The organism is Dyella caseinilytica (assembly GCF_016865235.1).
Taxonomy (GTDB): Bacteria; Pseudomonadota; Gammaproteobacteria; order Xanthomonadales; family Rhodanobacteraceae; genus Dyella_B; species Dyella_B caseinilytica.
Map to the genome: position 1 here is coordinate 3,553,278 of NZ_CP064030.1, position 25,136 is coordinate 3,578,413.

Sequence of the window (25,136 nt, forward strand, 5' to 3'; positions counted from 1 at the left end):
ATCGGCATATATCTTCAAAATCAATGCGTTGGAATCAACTCTGTCTACCCCAAGCCCTACGACTCATCATGCCCGGCAGACCAACCGCCTGCCCTTGTTGATGGTCCATCGGCCTGCCATTTCGCAGAGTTGGTAACACCAACCCGAGCACCCCTTGAACTCCATGACGCGAATTCTGAAAGCCCTGTTGCGCTGGTTCCTGATCCTGGGCTTCAGCGGGCTCCTGCTGATTGCCGCTGCTGCCGGCGTGGCCTATTGGCTGGTAGCACCCCGCCTCCCCTCGGTGGCCGTTCTCAAGGATTACCACATGCAGGTGCCTCTGCGGGTCCTGAGCGCAGACGGCAAGCTGATCGCCACCTTCGGCGAGACGCGCCGCATCCCGGTCTCCATCGACCAAGTGCCGGACATGCTCAAGCATGCCGTGCTTTCGGCCGAAGATGCAGACTTTTACACCCATCCCGGTGTCGACTGGCGCGGCGTCGTGCGCGCGGGCTTCCACGTGCTGGCTTCGGGTGGCAACAAGACTCAGGGTGGCTCGACCATTACCCAGCAGGTCGCCCGCAACTTCTTCTTGAGCCCTGAAAAACTCTACTCGCGCAAGCTGATCGAGATGTTCATCGCCCTGCGCATGGAGGGTGAGCTCACCAAGGACCAGATCCTTGAGCTTTACCTCAACAAGATGTTCCTGGGACATCGCTCGTACGGCATCGCCGCGGCGGCCGAGTACTACTACGGCGAGCGTCTGGACCAGTTGACGGTCGCGCAATGCGCGGCTATTGCCTCCACCTTCCAGCTCCCCTCAGCAGTCAACCCGCTCACCAATACCTCGCGTCTGATCGCCCGCCGCAACTGGGTGCTCGGGCAAATGCTGGAGCACAAGTACATCAATCAGGCGCAATACCAGGAGGCGATCAATGCTCCTGACGACGCCGCCCCGCACGAACAACCGATCCAGGTAGAAGCTCCTTACCTGGCCGAAATGGCCCGCCTGCAGGCATTGGACCGCCTCGGCAACGACGCCCTGACCGAAGGCTATGTGGTCAAGACCACCATCCTGAGCACCCGACAGCTAGCCGCTGTCGCGGCGGTGCGTGATGGCCTGTCCATCTACGATCACCGCCACGGCTGGCGCGGCCCCGAGGCGCATCAAGAGCTTCCGCCGAATGCCACCGATGCCGATTACGGCAACGCACTGTCCAGCTACACGGATCTCGCAGGACTCACCCCGGGCCTGGTGATTGCCTCCGACGCAACCGAAGCCTCCGTCTATCTGCCGAACAAGCAGACGATCAAGCTCAGCTTGAGCGCGATGGATTGGGCTCACCCGTACATCAACGAAACCCGCGTCGGTGCCGCTCCCAAGGCTGTCAGCGAAGTACTCAAGCCTGGCGACATCATCCGCGTGATTCAGGACGATAAGGGCAACTGGCTGCTCACCCAGATTCCGAAAGCCCAGGCGGCCCTGGTGTCGCTTGATCCCGAGAATGGTGCCATCCAATCACTGGTCGGCGGCTTCAACTTCCAGCGCAGCAAGTTCAATCGCGCGGTCATGGCTGCACGCCAGCCGGGCTCCAGCTTCAAGCCGTTCATCTACTCCGCAGCATTCGAACGGGGCTTTAATGCAGCCTCGATCGTCAACGACGCACCACTGGCCCTGCCCGACCCCTCTCAGCCGAACGGGCTGTGGACACCATCGAACGACGACAACAAGTTCGCTGGCCCGATCCGCCTGCGTGAAGCGCTGATCGAATCGAAGAATCTGGTCTCAGTGCGCCTGCTCGATGCAATCGGCGTGCGTTACACCAGGGATTACGTCACCCGCTTCGGCTTCCCGCTTGACGCCCTGCCGAGCAATCTATCGATGGCGCTCGGTACCGCCTCCGTGTCACCGCTGAGCATGGCGCGCGGCTATGCCGTGTTTGCCAACGGCGGTTATCTCGTTACGCCTTATTTCATCAGCGAGATCGATGACCGCGACGGCAAGCCCGTGTATGTCGCCAATCCGGCGCGCGCCTGCGCCAACTGCCAGGCGCGCTTGCTGGAAAACAGCCCGCCTGCGCCACCACCGGCAAGCATGCTGACCAATGGCGTCGCAGCAGCCTCGACCAACGCTCCGGCTCCGGCCAGCAGTGTTGCCATGGCGGGTGAAACCACGCTGCCCGCCGATGCACATAACGGCGAGGCCGCTCCGGTACTGGCACCGCACGTGATCGATATCCGCAACGATTATCTGATCACCTCCCTGATGAAGGACGTCATCGCGTCGCCGATGGGCACCGGCTACGCCGCCAAGACGCTCAATCGCCCAGACCTTGCCGGCAAGACCGGTTCGACCAACGATCACCGCGACGCCTGGTTCGTCGGCTTCAACGGCGACCTCTCGACCGCCGTGTGGGTGGGCTTCGACGACTTCGGCTCCTTGGGCAAGGGCGAATTCGGCGCCAAGGCAGCCCTGCCGATCTGGATCGACTACATGGGCGACGCCCTCAAGGGGCTCCCCGAAAGCAGCCTGCCGATGCCGCCTGGCATCACCACGGTGCAGATCAACCGTGAGAGCGGCCTCCCCTCCGATCAGGGTGATCCGGATGCCATGTCAGAGATCTTCAAGGTCGAAGACGTGGACCGCCTGCACAACCAGGCCATGCAGCAACAGCAGCAAAGCCAGGATCAGCAGCAGGCCAACGACATCTTCTAGCCCTTGCGGCCCAGGCTGGCACGGATGACGCCAGCCTGGCACCGATCCAGGCACGCCAAGCACCTGATTCATCTCGGTGAACCGCTCAGCCATAGCAAACTGAAAACTTGAGAAAGTACAGAAAGGCACGTTCTCAACATCTTGATAATTTTCCGGTAGTCTTGGCTCGGACGCGCAACAGAGGGCCGGAGTCATGGCACGAGGCGAGCACCATCGCATCCACGCACACGACCGCGTGCAGCGCAACCGTCTACGCGTCGCCCAGGAGGCGGCGCGCCTGATGAGTGAACACGGCATCCGGGACTTCCACCACGCCAAACGCAAGGCCGCTGAGCGGCTGGGCGTGCTGGATGAACAAGCCCTACCCCGTAATCACGAGATCGAGGACGCGCTGCGTGAGCACCAACGCATCTTCCAGGGTGAAAGCCAGCCTCAGCTGGTAAGAGCCCGGCGCGAGGCTGCCGTGGAAGCCATGCGCTTCCTGCTTCGCTTCGAGCCCCGGCTGGTGGGTGCGGTGCTGGATGGCACGGCGGACTCCCACTCGGCGGTATGCCTGCACGTCTTCAGCGACGATCCGGAAGCCATCGGCATCTACCTGCGCGAGCATGGCGTGCCGGTGGAAACGCAGACGCGCCGGCTGCGCGTGAGCCGCGAGGAACAGGTGGAATATCCGGTGTTGTTGTTCGCGGCCGACAACATCCCGTTCGATCTGACCGTGCTACCGCATAACGCGCTGAGGCAGGCGCCACTGGATCGCATCGACGAAAAACCCATGCGTCGCGCATCGCTATCCTCGGTGGAAATCATGCTTGCCGAAGAGGACAGCGAGCAGGATGATTTCGAGCGGAAACTGGCAGCTGCCCTTAGATAAATAATGCGCTTTTCGCGTTCGCCTCCTCTCCCCTTCGGGACGCGGGGAGCGGCCATGGATGGCCGCGTCTTGAGGAGCGAGGAAGAGGATTGAGGTGAGGGGTCACGCTGGCGGCACCCTTTATTGAAGTGCGCTTCAAATCATTTAACTACGCGCAAGATTGTCCCCTCACCCCAGCCCTCTCCCCAGAGGGGAGAGGGAGTAGTGCTAACGATCAGCGCTTGTCTTTCGCCACGTAGTCGCGCTTGTCGGAACCGACATACAGCTGACGCGGACGACCGATACGCGAACCTGGCGTTTCGTGCTGCTCGATCCAGTGCGCAATCCAGCCGGCCGTGCGTGCGATGGCAAACATCACGGTGAACATCTCGGTCGGGATGCCCAGGGCCTTGTAGATGATGCCGGAATAGAAGTCGACGTTCGGGTACAGCTTGCGCTCGACGAAATAGTCGTCCTTCAGTGCCGCTTCTTCCAGCTTCATGGCCACATCGAGCAACGGGTCGTTGACGCCCAGCTCGTCCAACACCTTGTGGCACATCTCGCGGATGATCTTCGCACGCGGGTCGAAGTTCTTGTACACGCGGTGGCCGAAGCCCATCAGGCGGAAGTTGTCGTTCTTGTCCTTGGCACGCTTGACGGCAGTTTCCACCTTGTCCGCCGTGCCAATCTCTTCCAGCATCTTCAACACGGCTTCGTTGGCGCCGCCGTGTGCCGGACCCCACAGCGCAGTGATGCCGGCGGCGATCGACGCATACGGGTTGGCACCGGTGGAACCCACCAGACGCACCGTCGAGGTGGAAGCGTTCTGCTCGTGATCTGCGTGCAGGATAAACAGCAGATCCAGCGCCTTGGTAGCCACCGGACTCATCTGCAGCGGCTCGCTCGGCACTTCGAACATCATGTGCAGGAAGCGATCAACGTATTCGAGGTTATTGCGCGGATAACGGAACGGCCAACCAATCGAATAACGGTAGCAGGCGGCAGCGATGGTCGGCATCTTGGCGATCAGGCGAATCGCGGCCAGCTTGCGGTCTTCCGCGTTATCGACATCCAGATCGTCATGATAGAAGGCCGACAGCGACGCCACCGACGCGGCCAGCATGGCCATCGGATGCGCGTCGTGATGGAAGCCCTGGAAGAAGTTCTTGTGCGACTCATGCATCATCGTGTGATGCGTGATGTCGTTTTCGAACGTAGAGAACTGGCTCTTGTTCGGCAGCTCACCGTTCAACAGCAAGTACGCCACTTCGAGGAAGCTCGACTTCTCGGCAAGCTGCTCGATCGGGTAGCCGCGGTACATCAGCACGCCCTGATCGCCATCGATGTAGGTGATGGCGCTCTTGGTGCTGGCAGTACTGCCATAGCCCGGGTCGTAGGTGAAGTGCCCTGTGTCCTTGTACAGCGGGGCAATGTCGATGCAGGCCGGACCAATCGTACCGGTCAGCAACGGAAGTTCGCTGCTACGGCCGTTGGACTCATCTACCAGCTTGACGGATTTTGAATCGGACACGGAAACCTCCTACACGTGGGTCGCCACCGGGGCAACCGCATAGCGGCAACCAGCCGGCGAGGGAAAGGCACATCACTGCGGGGAATCAGCGATGCATCCGATCCATTATCGCACATCGGCCTATCAACATCCGAGGCCGCATGGTCCACTTGACACGCGCAAAAACACAGGGCAGGCGCGAGGCCTGCCCTGTGCTCAATAGCTAACCTGCCTATGACAGCAGGTATGCAGAATGATTACTTCTGCGCGTAACGGCGGCGGAACTTGTCCACGCGTCCGCCCACGTCGAGGGTCTTCTGCTTGCCTGTGTAGAACGGGTGCGAATGGCTGGAGATATCCACCTTGATCAGCGGGTACTCGTTGCCGTCTTCCCACTTGATGGTTTCCTTGGTCGCAATCGTCGAACGCGTCAGGAACGCGAACTCAGACGACAGGTCCTGAAACACCACCTGGCGGTAATTCGGATGGATATCGGGCTTCATGACTGACTCAAAGCGGTGGGTGAAAAGAGCGGCATTATAGGTTCCGACCAAGGGTTCGGTCAACCGACCTGCCCCGCCACACCCTTTACGCCGGCGTCTTGACCCCGAGTGCCTGCCGCACCATCGCGGCAAACTTGGCCTGATCCAGCTCCAGAACCACGTTGGCCCGGGCCGGCAGTTTCAAGCGATTGCCCCAGTCCACCACGGTCGCACCACGGGTCAAACGGCCGTCAAGTTCCACGCCGACATGGCGCTGCTCGCCGCGCACCACCACGGAAGGGTCGATGGCCACCGCCATGGCCAGCGCATCGGCCGCGATGATGCCACGCCGGCCGCCGCGGCGATTGGTCTCCCGTGCCACCTGGAACACCCTGCCGAAGAAAGCCGCCCGGCGATCGCCTTCGGCCAGCCACTCGTCAAACTCTGCCTCGTCGAACGCGTGACGCAACGTAAGCTCCCAGTCGACCAAGTCAAAGTCCGGAAAGCCCTCGAACACGATATGCGCCGCTTCCGGATCGAAGCCGACATTGAACTCGGCCGGCACACGGCCGGTGTTGCCATGCCCTGTCACCGCACCACCCATCACCACAAGGCGCTTCACGCGCTGCGGCAACGTGGGATCCAACTTCAGTGCGAGCGCCAGATTGGTCAGCGGCGCCAGCGCCACCAGCGTCAACTCGCCGGGACGCTCGCGCGTGAGCCGCAACAAGGCAAGCGCTGCATGTTCGCCTTCCACGCACGCTGCGGGCTCCGGAAAACCGACATCGCCTAATCCGTCCCTGCCATGCACAAACGCGGCGTCTTCCTCCGGCAACCGCACCAACGGTGTCGGGCAGCCGGCAAACACAGGTGTCGAAGCACCCGCCAGATCCACCAGCGTGCGCGCGTTACGCACGGTGTGCGACAGACCTACATTGCCCGCGGCAATGCTCAAACCCAGCACATCCGCGTGTGCGTGCGCCATCAGAATCGCCAGCGCGTCATCCACGCCGGGGTCGGTGTCGATCAGGAGTTGCGGCTTGCTCATGGGGATTCCTTAGGCGAGCGGCCTAGCTTATTGCGAGGAACAAACATCGAACAAGGTCATCACGCATTGGCGTATCGCGACGCTCCACCGATCCAGCGTTCAATCAAACGCCCTGCCCGTTCAGCATGCTGCGCCAGCATCTGTTCGCCGACATGCTGCACGGCCGGCAGCAAATGCGCGTCGCGTGAGAGATCGGCCATACGAAAACTAAGCTGCCCGGTCTGGCGCGTACCAAGCACTTCGCCGGGTCCGCGTAGTTCCAGATCCTTTTCCGCGATGCGAAATCCATCATTGGTTTCACGCATGACTTGCAGGCGCTCACGCGCCAGTTGACCCAACGGCGGCTGATAGAGCAGTACACAATTCGACGCGACAGCGCCGCGCCCAACCCGGCCGCGTAACTGATGCAATTGAGCAAGCCCCAGGCGTTCGCTGTTTTCGATCACCATCAAGCTGGCATTGGGCACGTCCACACCCACCTCAATCACCGTGGTGGCTACCAGCACGGCCAGTTCGCCCGCCTTGAACGCATCCATCACCACCTGCTTTTCCTTGGGCTTCATGCGGCCATGGATCAGACCAACCTTGCAATCGGTCAAGGCGTGCGTGAGTTCGGTATGCGCCGCTTCGGCAGCCTGCGCGCGCAGTTGCTCCGATTCTTCAATCAACGTGCACACCCAATAAACCTGACGTCCTTCCATACAAGCGGCATGAATGCGTTCAACGACTTCCGCACGCCGCGCATTGGAAATGGCAATCGTTTGGACAGGCGTGCGTCCGGGCGGCAATTCGTCGATCGCGGAAACGTCCAGGTCAGCGTAGGCGCTCATCGCCAGCGTGCGTGGAATGGGCGTTGCGGTCAGCACCAGTTGATGCGGCACCAACTCCCCCTCCAATCCTTTGTCGCGCAAAGCAAGCCGTTGCTGCACGCCGAAGCGGTGTTGCTCGTCGACAATCACCAGGCCAAGACGCGAGAACGCCACACCCTCCTGCATCAAGGCGTGTGTACCGATCACAATCGGCGCACCCTCGGCCACACGCTCCATGGCTTTTTGACGCGCTTTGCCTTGTTGTTTACCGGCCAGCCATTCGACAGCGATGCCCAGTGGTTCCAGCCAATGGCGGAAATTGCGCAGATGCTGTTCTGCCAGTAGTTCCGTTGGCGCCATCAATGCCACCTGATAGCCAGCTTCCACAGCCGACATGGCGGCCGCGCACGCTACCGCGGTCTTGCCCGATCCGACATCGCCTTGCACCAGGCGAAGCATGGGACATGGTTGGGACGTATCCGCAGCCACTTCCTTGATCACGCGCTGCTGCGCAGCGGTGAGCTTGAAGGGCAAGGACGTGAGCCAACGCTTTTGCAACTTACCCTGCTTGCCCAGGACCGGCGCGCGACGTTCGCGCACAGCTGCGCGCAACCGCTTCAGGCTCATGTGTTGAGTAAGCAACTCCTCGAAAGCAAGGCGCTGCTGTGCGGGATGCCGCCCCTGCATAAGCTGATCCACGCGCGCATCGGCCGGCGGACGATGCACATACAGCAAGGCTTCGTGCAAGGAGGTGAGCCCATGCTCCGCGCACAACGATGGCGGGATCAGCTCCAACTCGGCCTCTGCGGGCAGCAGTAGCAGGGCCTTGGCAATCACACCGGCCAGACGCTTTTGTCCAAGACCTTCCGTGGTGGGATAGACCGGCGTGAGGCATTCATCCAGAACCACTTCCGCAGTCTCATCCAGACGCCGGTACTGGGGATGCACCATTTCCAGGCCGGACGAACCTTGCCGTACCTCGCCAAAACACAGCAAGCGGATGCCAACCCGGAACTGCTCGGCTTGTGCGCGATTGAAGTGAAAGAAGCGCAGCAGCAAGGTCTGCATCACGCCGTCGCCGATCGCCACTTTCAACTGCGGGCGATAGCGCTGGGTCTTCTCAACCGCCTCCACCGTGCCAATGACCTGCACGCGCATGCCGGGGCGCAAGTCACTCAGGGAAAGGAGATGCGTACGGTCTTCATACCTCAGTGGCAGATGAAACCAGAGGTCCTGCACGGTGTGCAGCCCCAGACGGGCCAAAGTTTCGACCAAAGCAGGTCCTACCCCGCTGAGCCTGGACACTGGCAGCTTGCCGGGATCGGCCATGGTTTCTGTCATCAGCTGGGGTTTGGTCGCAGCCATGCGTCAAGACTAACCGAGCGTGCTCGTGCACGCTGCCGGACTGCCGACAAGAGCTGTCAGCAGTCTTCGCGCGTCTGAATCAGTCCAGCGCCATGATTGCATCGACTTCGACCTGCGCGCCCTTCGGCAAGCCGGAAACCTCGATGGTGGAACGCGCCGGATAAGGCTGCTGAAAGTACTCGCCCATCACGGCGTTGACGGCCGCAAAGTTCGCCAGATCCGTCACATAGATGCCCACGCGCACGATCTGCGATAGCGAACCACCCGCCGCTTCCGCCACGGCCACCAAGTTGTCGAACACACGGCGCGTCTGCGCGCTGATATCGCCTTCGATCAACGCGCCGGTGGCGGGATCAAGCGGAATCTGGCCGGAGAAATACACGGTATTGCCGGCACGCACGGCCTGCGAATAAGGGCCGATGGCGGCAGGGGCTTTGTCGGTAGCAATGATGGTGCGGGGCATGGGTCGATCCATTGCAGTCAAAGGCTGCAGTGTAATGGGAACGGGGAACAGCCAGTATCGCGAAACACTGATCTTCCCTATCCGCCATTTTCACAGCGGATAGCGATACGCCCCGCTCACCACACCCGTGCGCCGCACGCGTCGGATCACCTCGGCAAGGTGCTTGCGGTTCTTCACCTCGATCGTGAACAGCAGCGTGGCTGCGGCCATGTCGCGCTCAACATATTCCACGTTCTCGATGTTGGAATCCGCCGCAGCAATCGCCGCTGCCACAGTGGCCAGCACACCAGGGCGGTTGATGACTTCGATGCGCAGCTCGGCACGGTAATCGCCCTGCACGTCGCGATCCCATTCGATCGCCACGCTGCGTTCGGGCGACTTGCGCAGCTCCGCAACGTTAGGGCACTCGACACGATGCACGACGATGCCCTTGCCGGGCGAGAGATAACCGATGATGTCGTCGCCGGGCAACGGGTGACAGCAATTGGCGAAGCTCAACACGCCACGTTCGGCACCGGTGATACGGATCTTTTCCGCCACATGCGTCACCGACGTACCTCGCGCTGTCGCGCCACGCGAAGCGACCAATTGGCTGGCCACCTGATCGGGCATGCGGTTGCCCAATGCGATATCCGAGAGCAGTTCTTCCAGTCGCTTGAACTTGGATTTCTGCAGGAATTTCTCCAGCACTTCCGGCTGGATCGCATCGAGGCTGGTGCCTGCCGCATCGAGGGCGCGATCGAGCATGCGATGACCGAAATCGACCGCATCCTCATGCTGCAAATGTTTCAGGTATTGGCGGATCGCCGTGCGCGCCTTGCCGGTGACTACGAACTCCAGCCAGGCGGGATTCGGCACGGCCGATGGTGCGGTGATGATCTCGACCAGCTGTCCCGATTCCAGCCGCGTGCGCAGCGGCAGCAGCTTCTTGTCGACACGCACCGCCACCGCATGATCGCCCACGTCGGTATGCACCGCGTAAGCGAAATCGAGCGCCGTGGCATTGCGCGGCAACGACAGAATGTCGCCACGCGGCGTGAACAGATAGGTTTCATCCGGAAACAAATCGATCTTGACGTTCTCGATGAACTCCGCCGCTTCCGGCGTGTTCGCCTGGCTATCGGCCAGCGATGCAATCCACTCGCGCGCACGCGCCTGCGCGCTATTGGCGGGACCGCTTTCGGTCTTATAAGCCCAGTGCGCAGCGACACCGCGCTCCGCCACCGAATCCATTTCCTCAGTACGGACCTGCACCTCGATCGGCGCACCAAACGGCCCAAGCAGCACGGTATGCAGCGACTGATAGCCGTTGGCCTTGGGAATCGCGATGAAATCCTTGAAGCGGCGATCGACCGGCTTGTAGAGCGCGTGCACCACGCCCAACGCCATGTAGCAACTCATCGCGCTATCGGTCACGACACGAAAGCCGTACACATCCATCAACTGCGCAAAGCTCTTGTGCTCGTTGCGCATCTTCGAATAGATGCTCCACGGCGACTTGATCCGCCCCACGACCCGCACTGGGATGCGCTCTTCTACCAATCGCGCCGTCAACGCACCTTCGATGCGTCCCATGGCCTCACGACGATTGCCCAGCGCCGCGCGAATGCGTTCGCTGATCACGCGATAGCGATCGGGATAGAGCGCGCGGAAGCCAAGATCCTGCAATTCCGCCTTGACCTTGTTCATGCCCAGTCGTTGGGCAATAGGCGCGTAGATTTCCAGCGTTTCGCGCGCAATGCGGCGTTGCGAATCCGATTCTTTGGCACCCAGCGTACGCATGTTGTGCAGGCGGTCCGCCAGCTTGATCAGGATCACGCGCAGATCGCGCGCCATCGCCAGCAGCATCTTGCGGAAACTTTCAGCGTCCGCTTCCTGGCGGCTGGAAAAGCGCATCTTGTCCAGCTTGGTGACGCCATCGACCAGTTCAGCCACGGTTTCGCCAAACTCACCCGCCAGGGCGGTGCGACTAAGCGCCGTATCTTCCAGCGTGTCGTGCAGGATCGCCGCGATGATGGTTTCGGCATCCATGCCCATCTCAGCCAGAATGCCGGCCACAGCGATGGGATGGGTGATGTAGGGCTCGCCGCTCTTGCGCGTCTGCCCTTCATGCGCCACGGCGCCCACTTCGTAGGCACGCAGAACGCGCGCCACGTGTTGTTCGGGCAGGTAAGCGATGCGCTCTTTCAGCGCCAGCACATAGGGTGGCAGTGCAGACGTATCCTCGGGAGCGGGATGCGTAGCCACCGTCATGGAATCACGACGCCCGTTCAGGCGATCGCCTCGCTAGGAAAGAGAAACAGAGTCGGACAAGTACGAAGGGAAAGTGCGGCACAACCCACTTGTCCGGTAGGCCCGGATCGACGACTGCACTGTCGACAGCCGCCGCCTTTCATTAGTCGTCTCCGCCCTTGGAGAGGTCGTCGTCCACTTCCTGTGCGGCCCATTCCAACGCCTCGCGCTCGGCGCGCTCGCGTTCGGCACGGTCGATCTCGTCGATGGTGGCCTGGTCGATGCGACGATCAGCGATCTCGCGCAGCGCCAACACGGTCGGCTTGTCGTTGTCGGGGTTGACTGCCGGTTCAGCGCCGTTGGCGAGCTGGCGGGCGCGCTTGGTCGCCATCAGCACCAGTTCGAAACGGTTATCGACCACCTCAAGGCAGTCTTCCACGGTAATGCGGGCCATAGGAAATCCTTACACAATAAAAGACTTATGCGGTCTGACAGTTTATCGGGCAGCCACTTGGCTGGCAATGCGATTGGCTCTTATCATGCCAGATCGCCTGGCACCCGCTCGAAACGGCCGTGCAAGTCGTGCACAATATAGAACTAGAAAGTACAATTTTACCAAAAATCCCCTTTTTTGCAGCGGACCCCCTCTCGATGCCCTCCCTGCCTCGCCTCGTATTGAGTCGCCTCCTGCCCCTCGCGGCCACCGTCCTGCTGGTGGGCTGTGCCATAGCCCCGCCCCGTACGGATGACCCGCTGGAGAAGTTCAACCGCAAGAGCTACGCCTTCAACATGGCGCTGGACAAGCACGTACTGCGTCCGGTGGCCGTGGGCTACACCAAGGTAACGCCCAAGCCGGTGCAGACCAGCGTCAGCAACTTCTTCACCAATATCAAGCTGCCGATCAGCATCGCCAACAACCTGCTGCAGGCTCGCCCGAGCGACGCGATCACCGATACCGGCCGCTTCTTGATCAACATGACGGTGGGTGTTGCCGGCTTCTTCGATCCGGCCACGCACATGAAGATCCCGCTGAAGGAAACCGACTTCGGCATCACCCTGGCCCGCTGGGGGGTGCCCGAAGGCGACTACGTGATGATACCGCTGCTTGGACCATCCACCTTCCGCGACGTCTGGCAGTATCCGGTCGACGGCTATCTGTTTGACCCGCTCAGCTATTTCGAGCGCAACCATCAGTTCCATTGGGGTCAGTACTACATCCCCGAAGTGGTCTATTTCATCCAGATGCGCGCCCAGCTGCTTGATGCCGACAGCTTCCTGCAGAGCGCCTACGATCCCTACGCCTTCGTACGTGACGCATGGCGGCAGACTCGCCTGAACAAGCTCTATGACGGCAACCCGCCAGCCGACGTGATGCTGAAGCTGCAGCAGGGCCAGAGCTCGAACAACAAAAACCCCAACGAGAACTTCGATCCCGCCGAATTGCTGAAGGAACAACAGCAATGGGAGGAGAAGCAAAAGCAGCAGAACAATTCAGGCACGCCTTCCGGCAACCAGTAAAGCGCCGAAGTGCAGACATAAAAAAAACGGGGCGATTGCCCCGTTTTTTTTATGCCTTGAAAAGATCCCAGCGCAATCGTCAGTGCAAAAACGGCTCCACGCCGCAGACCTGTGCAAGCGCCTGCATACCTGCCGGCACATGGCGCACGGCCACCTTGCGTCCGCCCTGATCAGCCTCAGAAAGTGCCGCCAATACGCACGCCAAACCTGCGCTGTCGCAGTTCGTTACCCCGGAAAGGTCCAGGGTTTGGCGATCGCTTTTCGCAAATGCAGTACGCATCGCCGCGAGCGCATTCGCAGCCGTGGCGAAATTCAGCGCACCGGACACGGCGACCGTGTCCGGTGCGTCGGAAACAACCCGAAACTCACCGGATTTACTTGGCGCCATTACCTTTGTTTTCCTGTTCCATCTGCTGCAGCGCCTTGTCGCCCTGCGTTTCCAGATCCGCGATCAGCTTATCGAGACCTTCTTTCTTGATCTCGGCATCGACCTGGTTGCGATAGTTCGTGATGTAGGAGATGCCCTCGATGATCACGTCATACGCCTTCCACTGACCGTCGGCGGTCTTGTGGAACACGTAGTTCACCGCGATCTGCTTCTTGTCGTCGGTGGTCACCTGGGTCTTTACCACGGTGTACTTGTCGTTGAGCTCACCCTGGAACGGCAGGACATTCACGGAGCCCTTGGAATAGCTCAGCAGGCCTTCCGCGTAGCGGTTGGTCAGCGAGGTGTAGAACGCCTTGGCAAAACGCGAGCGCTGCTCCGGCGTAGCTTCACGGGCGTGCATGCCAAGCACCAGGATCGATGCCCAATCGGTATCGAAGTGCGGCAGGAAGATCTGATTGATCAGCGCCACCAGCTTGGGCTTGTTGTTTTGCAGCTCGGCCCGGTGATCGGCGATCTGGGTGTTGAGATCGTGAACGATCTGCTGCACCACCGCCTCCGGTGCCGCTGCGTTGGAAGTTTGCGCGCTCGATGCATCCTGAGCGAAGGCCGGCGCGGCAATCACAACGCTGCCCAGGGCGATGGCGGTGGCAATAGCCAAGTGACGCAACATGGATGACTCCTAGTAAGGCCGGCTCAATGCTTGCCGGCAGGTGTATTGGATGAACCGTTGCCACCGGCATTGCTGCCGCCGCTGGACGAACCATTGACCAGGAACTTGCCGATCAGATCTTCCAGCTGCATGGCCGACTGCGTCAGTACGAGCTGGTCACCATCCTTCAGGGAATTCGGCGAACCACCGGGTTGGATCGCAACATACTGGCTGCCAATCAAACCACTGGTGAATATCGATGCCGACGAATCGTCCGGAATCTGGTTGAACTTCTTGTCGATGACCAGGGTCACCGTGGCGTCGAGTTTGACCGGATCGGCCTTGATCGCCGCCACGCTGCCGATCGCCACGCCCGACATTTTCACCGGCGCCCCTACGAAAAGCGTACCCACATTAGTGAAATCGGCACGCACCGAATAGGTACCGCCAATCGCATCGGCGACACCGCCGCCGCCCATGAACTTGCTGAGCAGTTCCTCCAGCGGCGCCGAGGACTTGGTCAGGCCAATATGACCACCATCGGCGACGTAAGTTTTAGCGCCGCCGAATTGCAGGCCCACATATTGATCGCCCAGCAGGCCGCTGGTGTAGATCGTCGCAACGGAGTCGCTGGGGATCTGGTTGTATTTCTTGTCGATCGACAAGGTGACGTCGGCAACGTCCTTGCCCGGCTCCAGCACGATCGACTGCACCTGACCCACGCGCACGCCAGCCACTTTCACCGGCGCCCGCTCCTTGAGCTGGCCGATGTTGGCGAACTGCGCATCGACGGTGTAACTGGAACCCTGATGGCTGTTGGCAACCGAACTGGTCTGTGTCGCGAGATAAGCCAGCGCGGCGAAACCAAGCACGATGAACAGACCGGTGCCGACGGCATAGGATTTTCTCTGGCTCACGGCAAAGTCCTCAAAAAGAAGCAATTATTCATGAAGGTCCACATCAGCCCATTCACATCAGGAACGCGGTGAGCACGAAATCCAGCGCCAGGATCGCAATCGATGATGCGACCACTGTGCGCGTCGTGGCATAAGCCACGCCTTCGCTGGTTGGTGCTGTGGTATAGCCCTGGAATACGGCGATCAGCGAAATTACCGCGCCGAACGCGGCGCTCTTCCACATCACACCATTGATGATGTCATCCCACACGTTCACGTTGGCGGTCATGTTCGACCAGAACGTGCCGTTGTCGATGCCCAGCCAGTCCACGCCGACCAAATGGCCTCCGAAAATACCCATGGCGCAGAACACGCAGCACAGCAGCGGCGTGGCGATCACGCCAGCGAGGAAGCGCGGGGCCGCCACATAGGCAATCGGATCCACCGCCATCATTTCCATCGCGGCAATCTGGTCGGTCGCGCGCATCAGGCCGATTTCCGCGGTAATGGACGTGCCTGCGCGGCCGGCAAACAGCAATGCGGTCACCACCGGCCCCAGTTCACGATAGATGGCCAGCGCCACCACCGAACCGGTGGCCGAGGTACCGCCGAAGATGGCCAGTACGTGATAAAGCTGCAGACCCAGCACCATGCCGATGAACAGTCCGCAGGTCATGATGATGGTGAGGCTCATGGCGCCCACAAACCAAATCTGCCGGGCTGTCTCGCGCGCATGCCGCAGGCTGCGCGGTACGGCGGCAAGAATGCGCAGCAGGAACAGGCCGCAGTTGCCGATCTGCGCCAGGGTCTGCATCACGATGTTGTTATGCTGCATTTGTGCGCTCATGCCGCACCATCCCTGAAACCGAGGGCCTGCGCGTAGTCGCCTGCCGGATACTGGAACGGCACCGGACCATCCGCTTCGCCGCCGAAGAACTGGCGCGTCCAAGGCGAACCGTCGTCGGCAATGGTGTTGGGATTGCCCTGCGCCACCACTTTGCCGTTGGCGATCAGATAGATGTGATCGGCCACTTCCTTGATCGCGGCCAGTTCGTGCGCCACCACCACACTGGTGATGCCGAGCGTGTCATTGAGCGTGCGGATCAGCTTCATCACCTGGTTCAGCGCGATCGGATCCAGGCCAACGAAGGGCTCGTCATACAGGATCAGCATGGGATCGAACACGATCGCACGCGCCAGCGCCACCCGTCGCGCCATGCCGCCGGACAGCTCGCTGGGCGTCAGCGAAGCCGCGCCGCGCAACCCAACGGCCTGCAACTTGGTCAGCACGATGTTACGAATCAGCACTTCCGGCAGCTTGGTGTGCTGGCGCAAGGGGAACGCCACGTTTTCGAACACGTCGAAATCGGTCAGCAGCGCGGAGTTCTGGAACAGGTAGCCGATGCGCTCGCGCAGCTCGAACAGCTGATCCCGGCTCAGCTCCGGCACGTTCAGGCCATCGACCCGCACCTCGCCCTTGCTGCCGCGCATCTGGCCGGTGATGTGCTTGAGCAGGGTGGTCTTGCCGGTGCCGCTGGGCCCCATGATGGCAGTCACCTTGCCGCGCGGGATATCCATGTCCAGGGCGTCGAACACGGTCTTGCCGCTGAGCACCGTGGTGAGGCCACGGATGCGCACCAGTGCGCGATCGTCAGGCTTGGCAGAGACGGTATCAATCATGGGGAGGGGACGGCATCCAAAGTGGGCAAGTTAACTGAAGTGGGCATCCAATGCTATACGGACCGGTGTAGTAATCCCCCGACCAGGAAAGAACCTAATTGTCGGCCAATAGTTCCTGGATCAAGGTCTCGTGCCGCTGACATTGGGGTGCCGAACGCAGGCGCACAGCCCGAACGATGGCCTGAAGCCCGTCCAACGCGTCCTCAAAACGATCGTTGACGATGATGTAATCGAACTCGTGGGCATGAGCGATCTCCCCCCGCGAGTTGCGCAACCGCCGCTCGATCACCTCGGCGCTGTCCGAGCCGCGGCCACGCAGGCGGCGCTCCAGCTCGGCCCGCGAGGGTGGCAGGATGAAGACGCTGACGCAATCAGGCTTGGTCTTGCGGATCTGTGCGGCACCCTGCCAATCGATCTCCAGCAGGACGTCGCTACCCTGCTGGAGCAGGTCCTGCACCGTCTTGCTGGAGGTGCCATAGAAATTGCCATGCACCTCGGCGTGTTCGAGAAAGATGCCTTCGGCCACTTCGCGCTCGAACTCGGTGCGCTCGACGAAATAGTAATGACGCCCGTACTGCTCGCCCGGACGCGGCGGCCGCGTCGTATGCGAAATCGACAGGGAGATGCCCGGCTCGCGCTCCAGCAAGGCATTGACCAGCGTGGATTTGCCCGCACCGGAAGGTGCGGCGACGATGAATAGCGTGCCGCTGCTATCAGGCGACATGATGCGAAGCTCCTTCGCGCCCTCGCCCTGTCGGGGAGAGGATCGGAGTGAGGGGCTTCCGCTCGCGCGGTATAACCGTGATGCGCGGCGTTTTCATTCGATGTTCTGCACCTGTTCGCGCATCTGTTCGATCAGTACTTTCAGCTCCACCGCCGCATTGGTGCTGCGCGCGTCGATCGATTTGGAACCCAGCGTGTTCGCCTCGCGATTGAATTCCTGCATCAGGAAATCCAGCCGCCGGCCCACCGGTTCCTTCAGGCCGAGCACGCGGCGCGTCTCTGTGATGTGCGTGCTGAGCCGGTCCAGCTCTTCATCCACATCGGAACGCGTGACCTGCAGCACCAATTCCTGCTCCAGACGCCCCGGATCGGCCGGCTGCTTGAGATCGGCAAGGCGCGATTCCAGGCGCGTACGCAGTGCGGCGCGAATCTCCGGCATCCAGGTGCGTACGTCCGCCACGATGCGTGCGACGCCGTCCAGCCGCTCCCGAAGGATATCGCCCAGCTTGTTGCCCTCACGCTCACGGGTGGCAGCCAAAGCGTCGAGTGCACGATCCAGCACACCGAGCAGAGCCGCCTGCTGCACTTCTTGATCCACCTCGGCATGCTGCAGCACGCCGGGAAAGCGCAGCAGTTCGGTGAATTCGATGCGCATACGCGGGAAGCGGGCTTCCATATCCAGCGCCAGTTCCGACAGCCGCGCCACCATGGTGGTATCGACCTGCAGCGATTCGCCCCGCGACTCGCCACGCCGCACAATCACATCGACCTTGCCGCGCGACAGCCGGGCCGCAATGCGCTCGCGCAAAGCCGGCTCGAAGCTGCGAAGCTCTTCCGGCAGGCGCGGGCTGATTTCCAGGTAGCGATGATTGACCGTACGCAACTCGCAAGTTAGCGCCCCGGTTGGGGTCACGGCCTCAGCAGAGGCGTAGGCAGTCATGCTGCGAATCATGGTGCGAGGTGATCCCGGGCGATGGAGAAAGGGGGCAATGGTAAACTGTCCCACCCTGACTTGCCCAACACGACCTTATGACAGTGTCCCGCCCGAGCGGCCGCGCCCATGACCAGCTGCGCCCTATCACCATCGAGCGGCGTTACACCCGCCACGCCGAAGGTTCGGTGCTGATCGCCTTCGGCGATACCCGCGTGTTGTGCACCGCCAGCATCGAAGACCGCCTGCCTCCCTGGCTGCGCGGCAAAGGCGAAGGCTGGGTCACTGCCGAATACGGCATGCTTCCACGTGCCACCTCCACCCGTACGCAGCGTGAGGCCACGCGCGGCAGCCAAGGCGGACGCACGATGGAAATCCAGCGCCTGATCGGTCGCAGTCTGCGTGCCTGCATCGATCGCCAAGCCCTGGGCGAGCGTGTCATCACCCTGGATTGCGATGTACTGCAAGCCGACGGAGGCACCCGCACTGCCGCTATCACCGGTGCCTATGTGGCATTGGTCGACGCGGTCAATGTGTTGATGAAGCGGGAGAACCTGCGGCGCAATCCCGTCATCGGCGCGGTAGCCGCGGTATCGGTGGGCGTCTACCAAGGCGCGCCGGTGCTGGATCTGGACTACGCCGAAGATGCCAATTGCGACACCGACATGAACGTCGTGATGAACGACGGGGGCGGCTTCATCGAGGTGCAAGGTACCGCTGAAGGACACGCTTTCCGCCGCAACGACATGAATGCCATGCTCGAACTGGCCGAGAAAGGCATCAGTGAGCTGATCGCACTTCAGCGCTCGGCACTGGAATCACACTGATCATGCAGCGCATCGTTCTCGCCAGCAGCAACCAGGGCAAGCTTGCCGAATTCAACGCACTGCTTGCGGACAGTCATTTTGAAGTCGTGCCGCAAGGTGAACTTGGTGTAGACGATGCGGAGGAAACCGGCCTTACCTTCGTTGAAAACGCGTTGTTAAAGGCTCGCCACGCTTCGCGTGTCACCGGACTACCTGCGCTGGCCGACGACTCGGGCCTGTGCGTCGCGCATCTGCGCGGCGCACCCGGCCTCTATTCGGCGCGTTACACCGGTGTGCACGGTGACAGCACTGCCAATAACGCACGCCTGCTGCGTGAGCTCAATGGCGTGCCCACAGAACAACGCGGCGCGTTCTTTATCAGCGTGCTGGCCCTGTTATGGCATGCCGAAGATCCTGCACCATTGATTGCCGAAGGGCGCTGGCATGGCCGCGTCTTGGAAGCGCCTCGCGGTACGCATGGCTTCGGTTATGACCCGCTGTTCCTGCCGCACGAACAATTGCTCAGCGCAGCAGAACTGGAGCCCGCCGTAAAAAACCGCCTGAGCCACCGTGCACAGGCAATGGCCCAACTGCACGCCCACATCGCTGAGTTGCACACCTGATTCATGAACTTGATCGCCCCACCGCTGGCGCTGTACGTCCACATGCCGTGGTGCGTGAAAAAGTGTCCCTACTGCGACTTCAACTCACACGGCGTGCGCGGTGAACCGCCCTACGCGGCTTATGTGGAAACATTGCTGGCCGATCTCGATGCTGATCGCCATGATTTCGGCGGCGCGCTGACAGAAAGACCTATCGTCAGCGTGTTTTTCGGCGGCGGCACGCCCAGCCTGTTCTCGCCCGAACTGATCACTCGCTTTTTGGATGGCGCACGTGCCCGCCTGCCTTTTGCGGAAGCTTGCGAAATAACGCTGGAAACCAATCCCGGCACGGTCGAACATGGTCGCTTCGACGGTTATCTGGCCGCGGGTGTCAATCGCATCTCGTTCGGCATCCAGAGTTTCGATGACGACAAGCTCAAGCGGTTGGGCCGAATCCACTCCGCCAGCGAAGCGGAAGCCGCCGTGAAGTCGGCGCAGGACGCCGGCATCAGCAACATCAATCTGGATCTGATGTACGCGTTGCCGGAACAGTCCCTCGAAGGCGCGCTGGCTGATGTCGATCGCGCGACAGCCTTGCGACCGGCGCATATCTCGCATTACCAGCTCACCCTGGAACCCAACACAGTGTTCGCCGCGCACCCGCCGCCGCTGCCAGACGACGACTCAGCCTGGGCCATGCAGGAAGCCTGCGAAGCGCGACTGGCCGGGGCCGGCTATACGCAATATGAAATCTCCGCCTATGCCCAGCCGGGACGGCGCTGCGAGCACAACCTCAATTACTGGCGCTTCGGCGATTACCTGGGGATCGGCGCCGGCGCCCATGGCAAGGTCACCGACGTTGATGACGGCAAGGTCTTACGCCGCTGGAAAGTCCGCCACCCCGCTACCTACCTCGAAGCCGCCGGCGCTGCCCCCCGTATTGGCGGCCATGCCGCGGTCGCGGCCGGGGAGCTGCCTTTCGAATACATGCTCAACGCGCTGCGGCTGATCGACGGCGTTCCGGTAGAGGAATTCCATGCGCGCACCGGCCTGCCCCTGCAGCAGATCGCCAGCCGCCTCGCCGAAGGCCGCCAGCGCGGCTGGCTGCAAGCCGATCCCAGGCATCTGGGCACCACTTCGCTGGGCCAACGTTTCCTCAACGACGTGATCGCCAGCTTCCTCGACTGAGTGCAAGCTGTCAGCCTCATGACGGCAACCCGGATACGGCTTACACTTTCCCCTGGGGAAATTCTGGAATTTGGTCATGGATGTCGAACCGAGGGTCCATCCGTCTGCCGCCCGCGACCACCATCGCCGTGCTCTCCACGGTGATATGCCGGTGCGTGCGCGACGCCTGATCGATGCAGCCTGCACGCTGTGCGATCACTGGATCGAGCCAACACTGCGTCTGTGCCTGGACCGGTTCGACAAGCGCCTTTACGACCTGGCCGAAAAATCCCGCAATCATCTCGAGCAACAGCGCTGCTTTGACAGCCGCAATCTGATCCAGCAAGGGCGTGATGGTTTTATCCAATCCTTCGCCGCTCGGCTGCGCGACAGTTTCGAAGCGATGGGAAACACCGATGACGATGACGACGCCTCCCAGCCGCTCAGCCTGCAATCACTGACGCTGCTCGACCGCAACGAACACGAGTTGAATGCCGCGCTGGACAAACTTGCCGCACGCACCGAAGCGCACAACGGTGCGTTGCTGTCCGAACTGTCATACCGTCTGGCTGTGCTGGTCGGATCGCCTCCGCTGGAAGGCAAGGCATTGCCGCCGAGTCCGCAGAACATGGCGCAGATCCTGCGCGAGGTCAGCGAACCGTTCAATCTGCCCATCGAACATCGCCTGATTCTGTTACAGGTATTCGAAAGCAGTGTCGGCGGCGCGTTGATATCGCTGTATGAAGGCATCAACGCCAAGCTGTTGGCCGATGGCATTCTGCCGAAGCTGCGCGCCTTCGCGGCGACGCGACCCACTCACGGTCCCGCGCAACCGGGCGTATCGCCCACTACCACCCCGGCGGCGAATCCCACAGCATCGGGAAGCGCGGGCGAGCGTAGTGAGCCCATTGCAGTGCTTGAAACACTGCGCGACCTGTTGTCACGCATGCGCACCGGAACGGCCGGTCCTGCTCCAAGCGCTGGTGGTCGCCACGCAACGCAGGAAGAGCTCCAGCTCGCCTTGTCGGCATTGCAGCAGCACATGGTGCAGGTGACCGACCAGACCAGCCGCGAGTTGCGCAGCGCTCAACGCCTGCACGAAGAACTGCTGTTGCAACTCAATGCCGGCTTACCCGCTGGCGCTGCGCGCACGCAACTGACTGCGGAACAGGGCGACACGGTGGAGTTGGTCGCCATGTTGTTCGAGCAGCTCGCAAGCCAATTGCATCACGGCACTGACGCACGCCAATTGCTTGGCAACCTGCAATTGCCGTTGCTGCGTCTTGCCGTAAGCGATCGCGATTTTTTCAACCAGCACGAACATCCCGCGCGCCAGATGCTGAACAAGCTCGCCGAAGCCATCAACAACTGGCTCGACGGACCGGATGGCGAAACCGACCAGCAGTTGCTGGCCAAACTGAGTCATCTGGTGGAACGCACCCAGCAGGAGCCACCCTCCGCAGGGCTCTATACCAGCCTGCTGGCGGATATCGAATATCACCTGGCGCAACTGTCCCGCAAAGCGCAGGCAGCCGAGCGCCGTCATGTCGAAGCGATGCAAGGCCGCGAGCGCCTGGAGCAAGCACGCCAGCGCGCGGATGAACTGATGGCCGAACGCTTCAAGCTCGCTTCGCCACGGGGCTTGTTGCGCACATTGCTGGAACGCGCCTGGACCGATGTCCTTGCATTGAATCTTTTGCGGCACGGCGAGCACAGCGATGCGTTCCGGCAGCAATTGCGCATCACCGATCAATTGCTGGGCCAGTTCCCGGTGACCGACCCGGTCCTGCTGCGCCACGAAGTAGAGACCGGCTTGCAGCAGATCGGCATGAACGTCGAAGAAGCCGAACAGGTCGCGCAACGGCTGATCGGTGTGGACAAACAGGTGGCGAGCGCCCCGTCGGAGACGCTGGCTGAGACGCCCGCGGCAGAGGCCACGCCGCCGCCCCCGCTCACCGAAGCACCTCCCGTTATTGCCGAACAAGCCCCGCCCCAGGCATCCCAACCGGCGCAGCCCCAACCCGTGGTCGCGGCAAAGCCTATTCCCGCAGCCCCTCCACGCACGGCCGACGCCCCCAGCGCGACCGACCTGGCTATCCGCCTCAAGCAGCGCCAGCGCCTCGGCGAACACCGTGGGCAGGAAGCGGCACCCGCCACCAATGCCGCTGTGGTGCCCCCACTGGGCTTGCGCGAAGCACGTATCCATAACCGGTTGCGCCAGATGCCCTTCGGCAGTTGGTTCGAGTTCACCGATCCGAACACGGGCGAAACCACTCAGCGCAAACTGGCGTGGTTCTCCCCCGTCTCGGGCAACAGCCTGTTCGTCAATCGCCGCGGCCAGCGTAGCGATGTCATGAACCTGCAGGAGCTGGCGCGAGCCATCGGCAACGGCCGTGTGCGCGAACTGCCGCCGCAGGACGACAACCTGCTCGACCGTGCCTGGCACGCCCTGACCAACAGCTTGTTGCGGCCTGCTTCGCCCCTGCCGGAAGTCCGCTCATGAACGAACAACGCCGCGCACCACGCAAGCGTCCGGATTACAGCGTGATGGTGACCGACTCGATCAGCGGCCAACCGCTCGGGCACCTGGGCAATCTTTCCAGCAACGGCATGCTGTTGATCGGCCAGCGCGTACCGCGCAACGAAGCGGTCTACCAGGTGACGCTGCCACTGCCGCGACATGACGGCACCGCATCCACCATCGAAATCGGTATCCAGGAGCAGTGGCACGAACCGGCCGCGACGCCCGGTCAGACCTGGGCCGGCTACCGCATCATCGCCATCGGCACTGCGGATGCGACGCAATTGGAGCACTGGTTGCAGCAGGGCTGACTCCCGGGACAAGCGGAACGTTGCCAGCGGTTCTAAACTGGCGGGTGAATGCCAACGCCGGAAAGCCGCATGAGCCACGATCTCGCCCCGCTGTACGCCCAACACATCGCCACTTTGCGCACGCGCGCCGACAACGCCCTCTCACTGGGTGGTTTTGATCATCTGTTGATCGCCGCCAGCACGCCGCTGCGCAAGTTTCTCGATGACCAGGATTATCCCTTCGTCTCCAACCCGCATTTTCGTCACTGGCTGCCGTTGACTGACACGCCAGGCAGTTGGGTGGTTTATACGCCCGGAGAGAAGCCGAAGCTGATCTTCGTGCAGCCGCGCGATTACTGGCATGTTGTGCCCGCTGCACCGCGCGGCTATTGGGTCGAACACTTCGATATCACCATCGTGCGCACGGCTGCCGAGGCTGTGGCTGAGTTACCGAAAGGCAAGCGCGCAGTGATTGCGCCGAACTGCCCGGACATCGAGGGCGTTGAGGTCAACAATCCTCACGCCGTGACGGATTATCTGCACTGGCATCGCAGCTACAAGACAGCTTACGAACTGGCCCTGATGCGTGAAGCGAGTGTCATTGGTACACGTGCGCATCATGCGGCGGAAAAAGCCTTCCGTGCTGGCGAAAGTGAGTTCGGCATCCAGATGGCCTATCTCGCCGCGGCGCGCCAGACCGATGCCGAGCTGCCTTATTCCAACATCGTCTGCCTCAACGAGCATAGTGCGGTCCTGCACTACACCCACTTTGATCGCTTGCCGCCAAAGCAAAGCCGCTCGTTTCTGATCGACGCAGGTGGCAGCGCCGCCGGTTATGCCAGTGATATCACCCGCACTTATGCCGCAAGCGGCCACAGCGAATTTCAGGCCTTGATCGACAGCGTCGAAAAAGCCCAGCTTGGTTTTGTGGCCAAAGTGAAAACCGGGCAAAGTTATCCGGAACTGCATATCCATGCGCATCTCGTGCTGGCAAATGTGCTGCGCGAGCATGGCGTGATCCGCATGAGTGCGGAAAGCGCGGTGCAATCCGGCGTCACGTCCACCTTCTTTCCACATGGCCTGGGTCACCCGATCGGTCTGCAGGTGCACGATGTAGCAGGCTTCCAGTCCAGCGAAACCGGCGGCAGCATTCCGCGTCCGGAAGGTCACCCGTATCTGCGCATGACCCGCGTGCTGGAGCCTGGCATGGTGGTCACCATCGAGCCGGGCCTCTATTTCATCGACATGCTGCTGGAAGAACTGCGCAGCAAACCGGAGTCCAAGGATGTCGATTGGAGCAAGGTCGACGCCTTCCGTCCTTATGGCGGCATTCGCATCGAGGACGATGTCGTGTGCACTCACGGCGAGCCGGAAAATCTCACGCGCGACGCTTTTGCAAAGTTGAACTAATCGTTGATCAACGCACGCCGGATGGCATCAAGCACCGTCCGGCGTGCGATTCCGCAAGGCACTCGCTCTGGCATACGCAGTGGTTGCGATGAGGGTCATAC

23 protein-coding genes are annotated in these 25,136 nt (G+C 61.4%); 9 read left to right on the forward strand and 14 right to left on the reverse strand.

Translation table 11 applies throughout. The features are described 5' to 3' along the window. The first annotated feature begins 163 nt into the window (after positions 1-163). Entirely contained in the window at positions 164-2,695 is a 2,532-nt protein-coding gene (locus ISN74_RS15665; RefSeq protein ID WP_188800103.1) for a penicillin-binding protein 1A, read from the forward strand. A 193-nt stretch (positions 2,696-2,888) separates the two neighbouring features. Then, positions 2,889-3,566, forward strand: a complete 678-nt coding sequence (locus tag ISN74_RS15670; RefSeq protein ID WP_188800104.1) for a hypothetical protein — start codon at positions 2,889-2,891, stop codon at positions 3,564-3,566. A 214-nt stretch (positions 3,567-3,780) separates the two neighbouring features. Here ISN74_RS15670 and ISN74_RS15675 read toward each other — a convergent pair whose 3' ends face one another. The 7 genes from ISN74_RS15675 to rpoZ all read right to left on the reverse strand — a co-directional run bounded on the left by ISN74_RS15675 (position 3,781) and on the right by rpoZ (position 11,908). Next, positions 3,781-5,076: a citrate synthase gene (locus ISN74_RS15675; RefSeq protein ID WP_188800105.1), complete on the reverse strand. Its 1,296-nt coding sequence runs from the start codon at positions 5,074-5,076 to the stop codon at positions 3,781-3,783. Positions 5,077-5,312: 236 nt separating this feature from the next. Then, positions 5,313-5,558, reverse strand: coding sequence for a type B 50S ribosomal protein L31 (locus ISN74_RS15680; RefSeq protein WP_188800106.1), 246 nt, complete (start codon positions 5,556-5,558; stop codon positions 5,313-5,315). A gap of 85 nt (positions 5,559-5,643) precedes the next feature. Next, positions 5,644-6,585, reverse strand: coding sequence for a nucleoside hydrolase (locus tag ISN74_RS15685; protein ID WP_188800107.1), 942 nt, complete (start codon positions 6,583-6,585; stop codon positions 5,644-5,646). A gap of 59 nt (positions 6,586-6,644) precedes the next feature. Then, positions 6,645-8,759 carry an ATP-dependent DNA helicase RecG gene (gene recG, locus ISN74_RS15690; RefSeq protein WP_188800108.1) on the reverse strand — a complete coding sequence of 705 codons (2,115 nt, stop codon included), beginning with the start codon at positions 8,757-8,759 and terminating at the stop codon, positions 6,645-6,647. 79 nt (positions 8,760-8,838) lie between these two features. Next, the gene (locus tag ISN74_RS15695) at positions 8,839-9,222 is read right to left on the reverse strand and encodes a RidA family protein (RefSeq protein WP_188800109.1); all 384 of its coding nucleotides are present in this window, start codon (positions 9,220-9,222) and stop codon (positions 8,839-8,841) included. A 90-nt stretch (positions 9,223-9,312) separates the two neighbouring features. Next, complete coding sequence (locus ISN74_RS15700) at positions 9,313-11,475, reverse strand: RelA/SpoT family protein (protein WP_188800110.1); 2,163 nt, start codon at positions 11,473-11,475, stop codon at positions 9,313-9,315. 142 nt (positions 11,476-11,617) lie between these two features. Next, positions 11,618-11,908 carry a DNA-directed RNA polymerase subunit omega gene (rpoZ, locus tag ISN74_RS15705; RefSeq protein WP_126673373.1) on the reverse strand — a complete coding sequence of 97 codons (291 nt, stop codon included), beginning with the start codon at positions 11,906-11,908 and terminating at the stop codon, positions 11,618-11,620. A 197-nt stretch (positions 11,909-12,105) separates the two neighbouring features. On the opposite strand from rpoZ, the gene ISN74_RS15710 reads away from it, so the two are divergent. Next, complete coding sequence (locus ISN74_RS15710; protein ID WP_188800111.1) at positions 12,106-12,972, forward strand: MlaA family lipoprotein; 867 nt, start codon at positions 12,106-12,108, stop codon at positions 12,970-12,972. Positions 12,973-13,051: 79 nt separating this feature from the next. On the opposite strand, the gene ISN74_RS15715 is transcribed toward ISN74_RS15710, so the two are convergent. From ISN74_RS15715 to ISN74_RS15745, 7 genes are all read right to left on the reverse strand, one after another. Then, a complete protein-coding gene (locus ISN74_RS15715) occupies positions 13,052-13,360 on the reverse strand; it encodes an STAS domain-containing protein (protein WP_188800112.1) in 309 nt (102 codons plus the stop codon). Further along, entirely contained in the window at positions 13,347-14,030 is a 684-nt protein-coding gene (locus ISN74_RS15720; RefSeq protein WP_188800113.1) for an MlaC/ttg2D family ABC transporter substrate-binding protein, read from the reverse strand. Before ISN74_RS15720 ends, ISN74_RS15715 begins: the two co-directional genes overlap by 14 nt. 23 nt (positions 14,031-14,053) lie before the next feature. Further along, entirely contained in the window at positions 14,054-14,926 is an 873-nt protein-coding gene (gene mlaD, locus ISN74_RS15725; RefSeq protein ID WP_188800114.1) for an outer membrane lipid asymmetry maintenance protein MlaD, read from the reverse strand. Between the two features lie 52 nt (positions 14,927-14,978). Further along, a complete protein-coding gene (mlaE, locus tag ISN74_RS15730) occupies positions 14,979-15,752 on the reverse strand; it encodes a lipid asymmetry maintenance ABC transporter permease subunit MlaE (RefSeq protein WP_188800115.1) in 774 nt (257 codons plus the stop codon). Beyond that, complete coding sequence (locus ISN74_RS15735) at positions 15,749-16,585, reverse strand: ABC transporter ATP-binding protein (RefSeq protein ID WP_188800116.1); 837 nt, start codon at positions 16,583-16,585, stop codon at positions 15,749-15,751. Before ISN74_RS15735 ends, mlaE begins: the two co-directional genes overlap by 4 nt. Positions 16,586-16,679: 94 nt before the next feature. Further along, complete coding sequence (gene gmk / locus ISN74_RS15740; protein ID WP_188800117.1) at positions 16,680-17,309, reverse strand: guanylate kinase; 630 nt, start codon at positions 17,307-17,309, stop codon at positions 16,680-16,682. 93 nt (positions 17,310-17,402) lie between these two features. Continuing rightward, a complete protein-coding gene (locus tag ISN74_RS15745) occupies positions 17,403-18,260 on the reverse strand; it encodes a YicC/YloC family endoribonuclease (protein WP_188800118.1) in 858 nt (285 codons plus the stop codon). Between the two features lie 77 nt (positions 18,261-18,337). On the opposite strand from ISN74_RS15745, the gene rph reads away from it, so the two are divergent. From rph to pepQ, 6 genes are all read left to right on the forward strand, one after another. Next, positions 18,338-19,066: a ribonuclease PH gene (rph, locus tag ISN74_RS15750; protein WP_188800119.1), complete on the forward strand. Its 729-nt coding sequence runs from the start codon at positions 18,338-18,340 to the stop codon at positions 19,064-19,066. A gap of 2 nt (positions 19,067-19,068) precedes the next feature. Further along, positions 19,069-19,668: an RdgB/HAM1 family non-canonical purine NTP pyrophosphatase gene (rdgB, locus tag ISN74_RS15755; RefSeq protein ID WP_188800120.1), complete on the forward strand. Its 600-nt coding sequence runs from the start codon at positions 19,069-19,071 to the stop codon at positions 19,666-19,668. Positions 19,669-19,671: 3 nt separating this feature from the next. Further along, entirely contained in the window at positions 19,672-20,835 is a 1,164-nt protein-coding gene (hemW, locus tag ISN74_RS15760) for a radical SAM family heme chaperone HemW (protein WP_188800121.1), read from the forward strand. Between the two features lie 76 nt (positions 20,836-20,911). Further along, complete coding sequence (locus ISN74_RS15765) at positions 20,912-23,317, forward strand: DUF1631 family protein (RefSeq protein WP_188800122.1); 2,406 nt, start codon at positions 20,912-20,914, stop codon at positions 23,315-23,317. Then, positions 23,314-23,646 carry a PilZ domain-containing protein gene (locus tag ISN74_RS15770; RefSeq protein ID WP_188800123.1) on the forward strand — a complete coding sequence of 111 codons (333 nt, stop codon included), beginning with the start codon at positions 23,314-23,316 and terminating at the stop codon, positions 23,644-23,646. The genes ISN74_RS15765 and ISN74_RS15770 overlap by 4 nt, the downstream gene beginning before the upstream one ends. A gap of 69 nt (positions 23,647-23,715) precedes the next feature. Continuing rightward, on the forward strand, positions 23,716-25,035 hold the full coding sequence (gene pepQ / locus ISN74_RS15775; RefSeq protein WP_188800124.1) for a Xaa-Pro dipeptidase: 1,320 nt from the start codon (positions 23,716-23,718) through the stop codon (positions 25,033-25,035). The last annotated feature ends 101 nt before the right edge of the window (positions 25,036-25,136 follow it).

Excerpts from the sequence above, each read along its gene's own strand:
- ISN74_RS15665 (WP_188800103.1), top strand. The coding sequence starts at position 164 with ATGACGCGAATTCTGAAAGCCCTGTTGCGCTGGTTCCTGATCCTGGGC.
- ISN74_RS15670 (WP_188800104.1), top strand. The coding sequence starts at position 2,889 with ATGGCACGAGGCGAGCACCATCGCATCCACGCACACGACCGCGTGCAG.
- ISN74_RS15680 (WP_188800106.1), bottom strand. The coding sequence starts at position 5,558 with ATGAAGCCCGATATCCATCCGAATTACCGCCAGGTGGTGTTTCAGGAC.
- ISN74_RS15685 (WP_188800107.1), bottom strand. The coding sequence starts at position 6,585 with ATGAGCAAGCCGCAACTCCTGATCGACACCGACCCCGGCGTGGATGAC.
- recG (WP_188800108.1), bottom strand. The coding sequence starts at position 8,759 with ATGGCTGCGACCAAACCCCAGCTGATGACAGAAACCATGGCCGATCCC.
- ISN74_RS15695 (WP_188800109.1), bottom strand. The coding sequence starts at position 9,222 with ATGCCCCGCACCATCATTGCTACCGACAAAGCCCCTGCCGCCATCGGC.
- ISN74_RS15700 (WP_188800110.1), bottom strand. The coding sequence starts at position 11,475 with ATGACGGTGGCTACGCATCCCGCTCCCGAGGATACGTCTGCACTGCCA.
- rpoZ (WP_126673373.1), bottom strand. The coding sequence starts at position 11,908 with ATGGCCCGCATTACCGTGGAAGACTGCCTTGAGGTGGTCGATAACCGT.
- ISN74_RS15710 (WP_188800111.1), top strand. The coding sequence starts at position 12,106 with ATGCCCTCCCTGCCTCGCCTCGTATTGAGTCGCCTCCTGCCCCTCGCG.
- ISN74_RS15715 (WP_188800112.1), bottom strand. The coding sequence starts at position 13,360 with ATGGCGCCAAGTAAATCCGGTGAGTTTCGGGTTGTTTCCGACGCACCG.
- ISN74_RS15720 (WP_188800113.1), bottom strand. The coding sequence starts at position 14,030 with ATGTTGCGTCACTTGGCTATTGCCACCGCCATCGCCCTGGGCAGCGTT.
- mlaE (WP_188800115.1), bottom strand. The coding sequence starts at position 15,752 with ATGAGCGCACAAATGCAGCATAACAACATCGTGATGCAGACCCTGGCG.
- ISN74_RS15735 (WP_188800116.1), bottom strand. The coding sequence starts at position 16,585 with ATGATTGATACCGTCTCTGCCAAGCCTGACGATCGCGCACTGGTGCGC.
- gmk (WP_188800117.1), bottom strand. The coding sequence starts at position 17,309 with ATGTCGCCTGATAGCAGCGGCACGCTATTCATCGTCGCCGCACCTTCC.
- ISN74_RS15745 (WP_188800118.1), bottom strand. The coding sequence starts at position 18,260 with ATGATTCGCAGCATGACTGCCTACGCCTCTGCTGAGGCCGTGACCCCA.
- rph (WP_188800119.1), top strand. The coding sequence starts at position 18,338 with ATGACAGTGTCCCGCCCGAGCGGCCGCGCCCATGACCAGCTGCGCCCT.
- rdgB (WP_188800120.1), top strand. The coding sequence starts at position 19,069 with ATGCAGCGCATCGTTCTCGCCAGCAGCAACCAGGGCAAGCTTGCCGAA.
- hemW (WP_188800121.1), top strand. The coding sequence starts at position 19,672 with ATGAACTTGATCGCCCCACCGCTGGCGCTGTACGTCCACATGCCGTGG.
- ISN74_RS15765 (WP_188800122.1), top strand. The coding sequence starts at position 20,912 with ATGGATGTCGAACCGAGGGTCCATCCGTCTGCCGCCCGCGACCACCAT.
- ISN74_RS15770 (WP_188800123.1), top strand. The coding sequence starts at position 23,314 with ATGAACGAACAACGCCGCGCACCACGCAAGCGTCCGGATTACAGCGTG.
- pepQ (WP_188800124.1), top strand. The coding sequence starts at position 23,716 with ATGAGCCACGATCTCGCCCCGCTGTACGCCCAACACATCGCCACTTTG.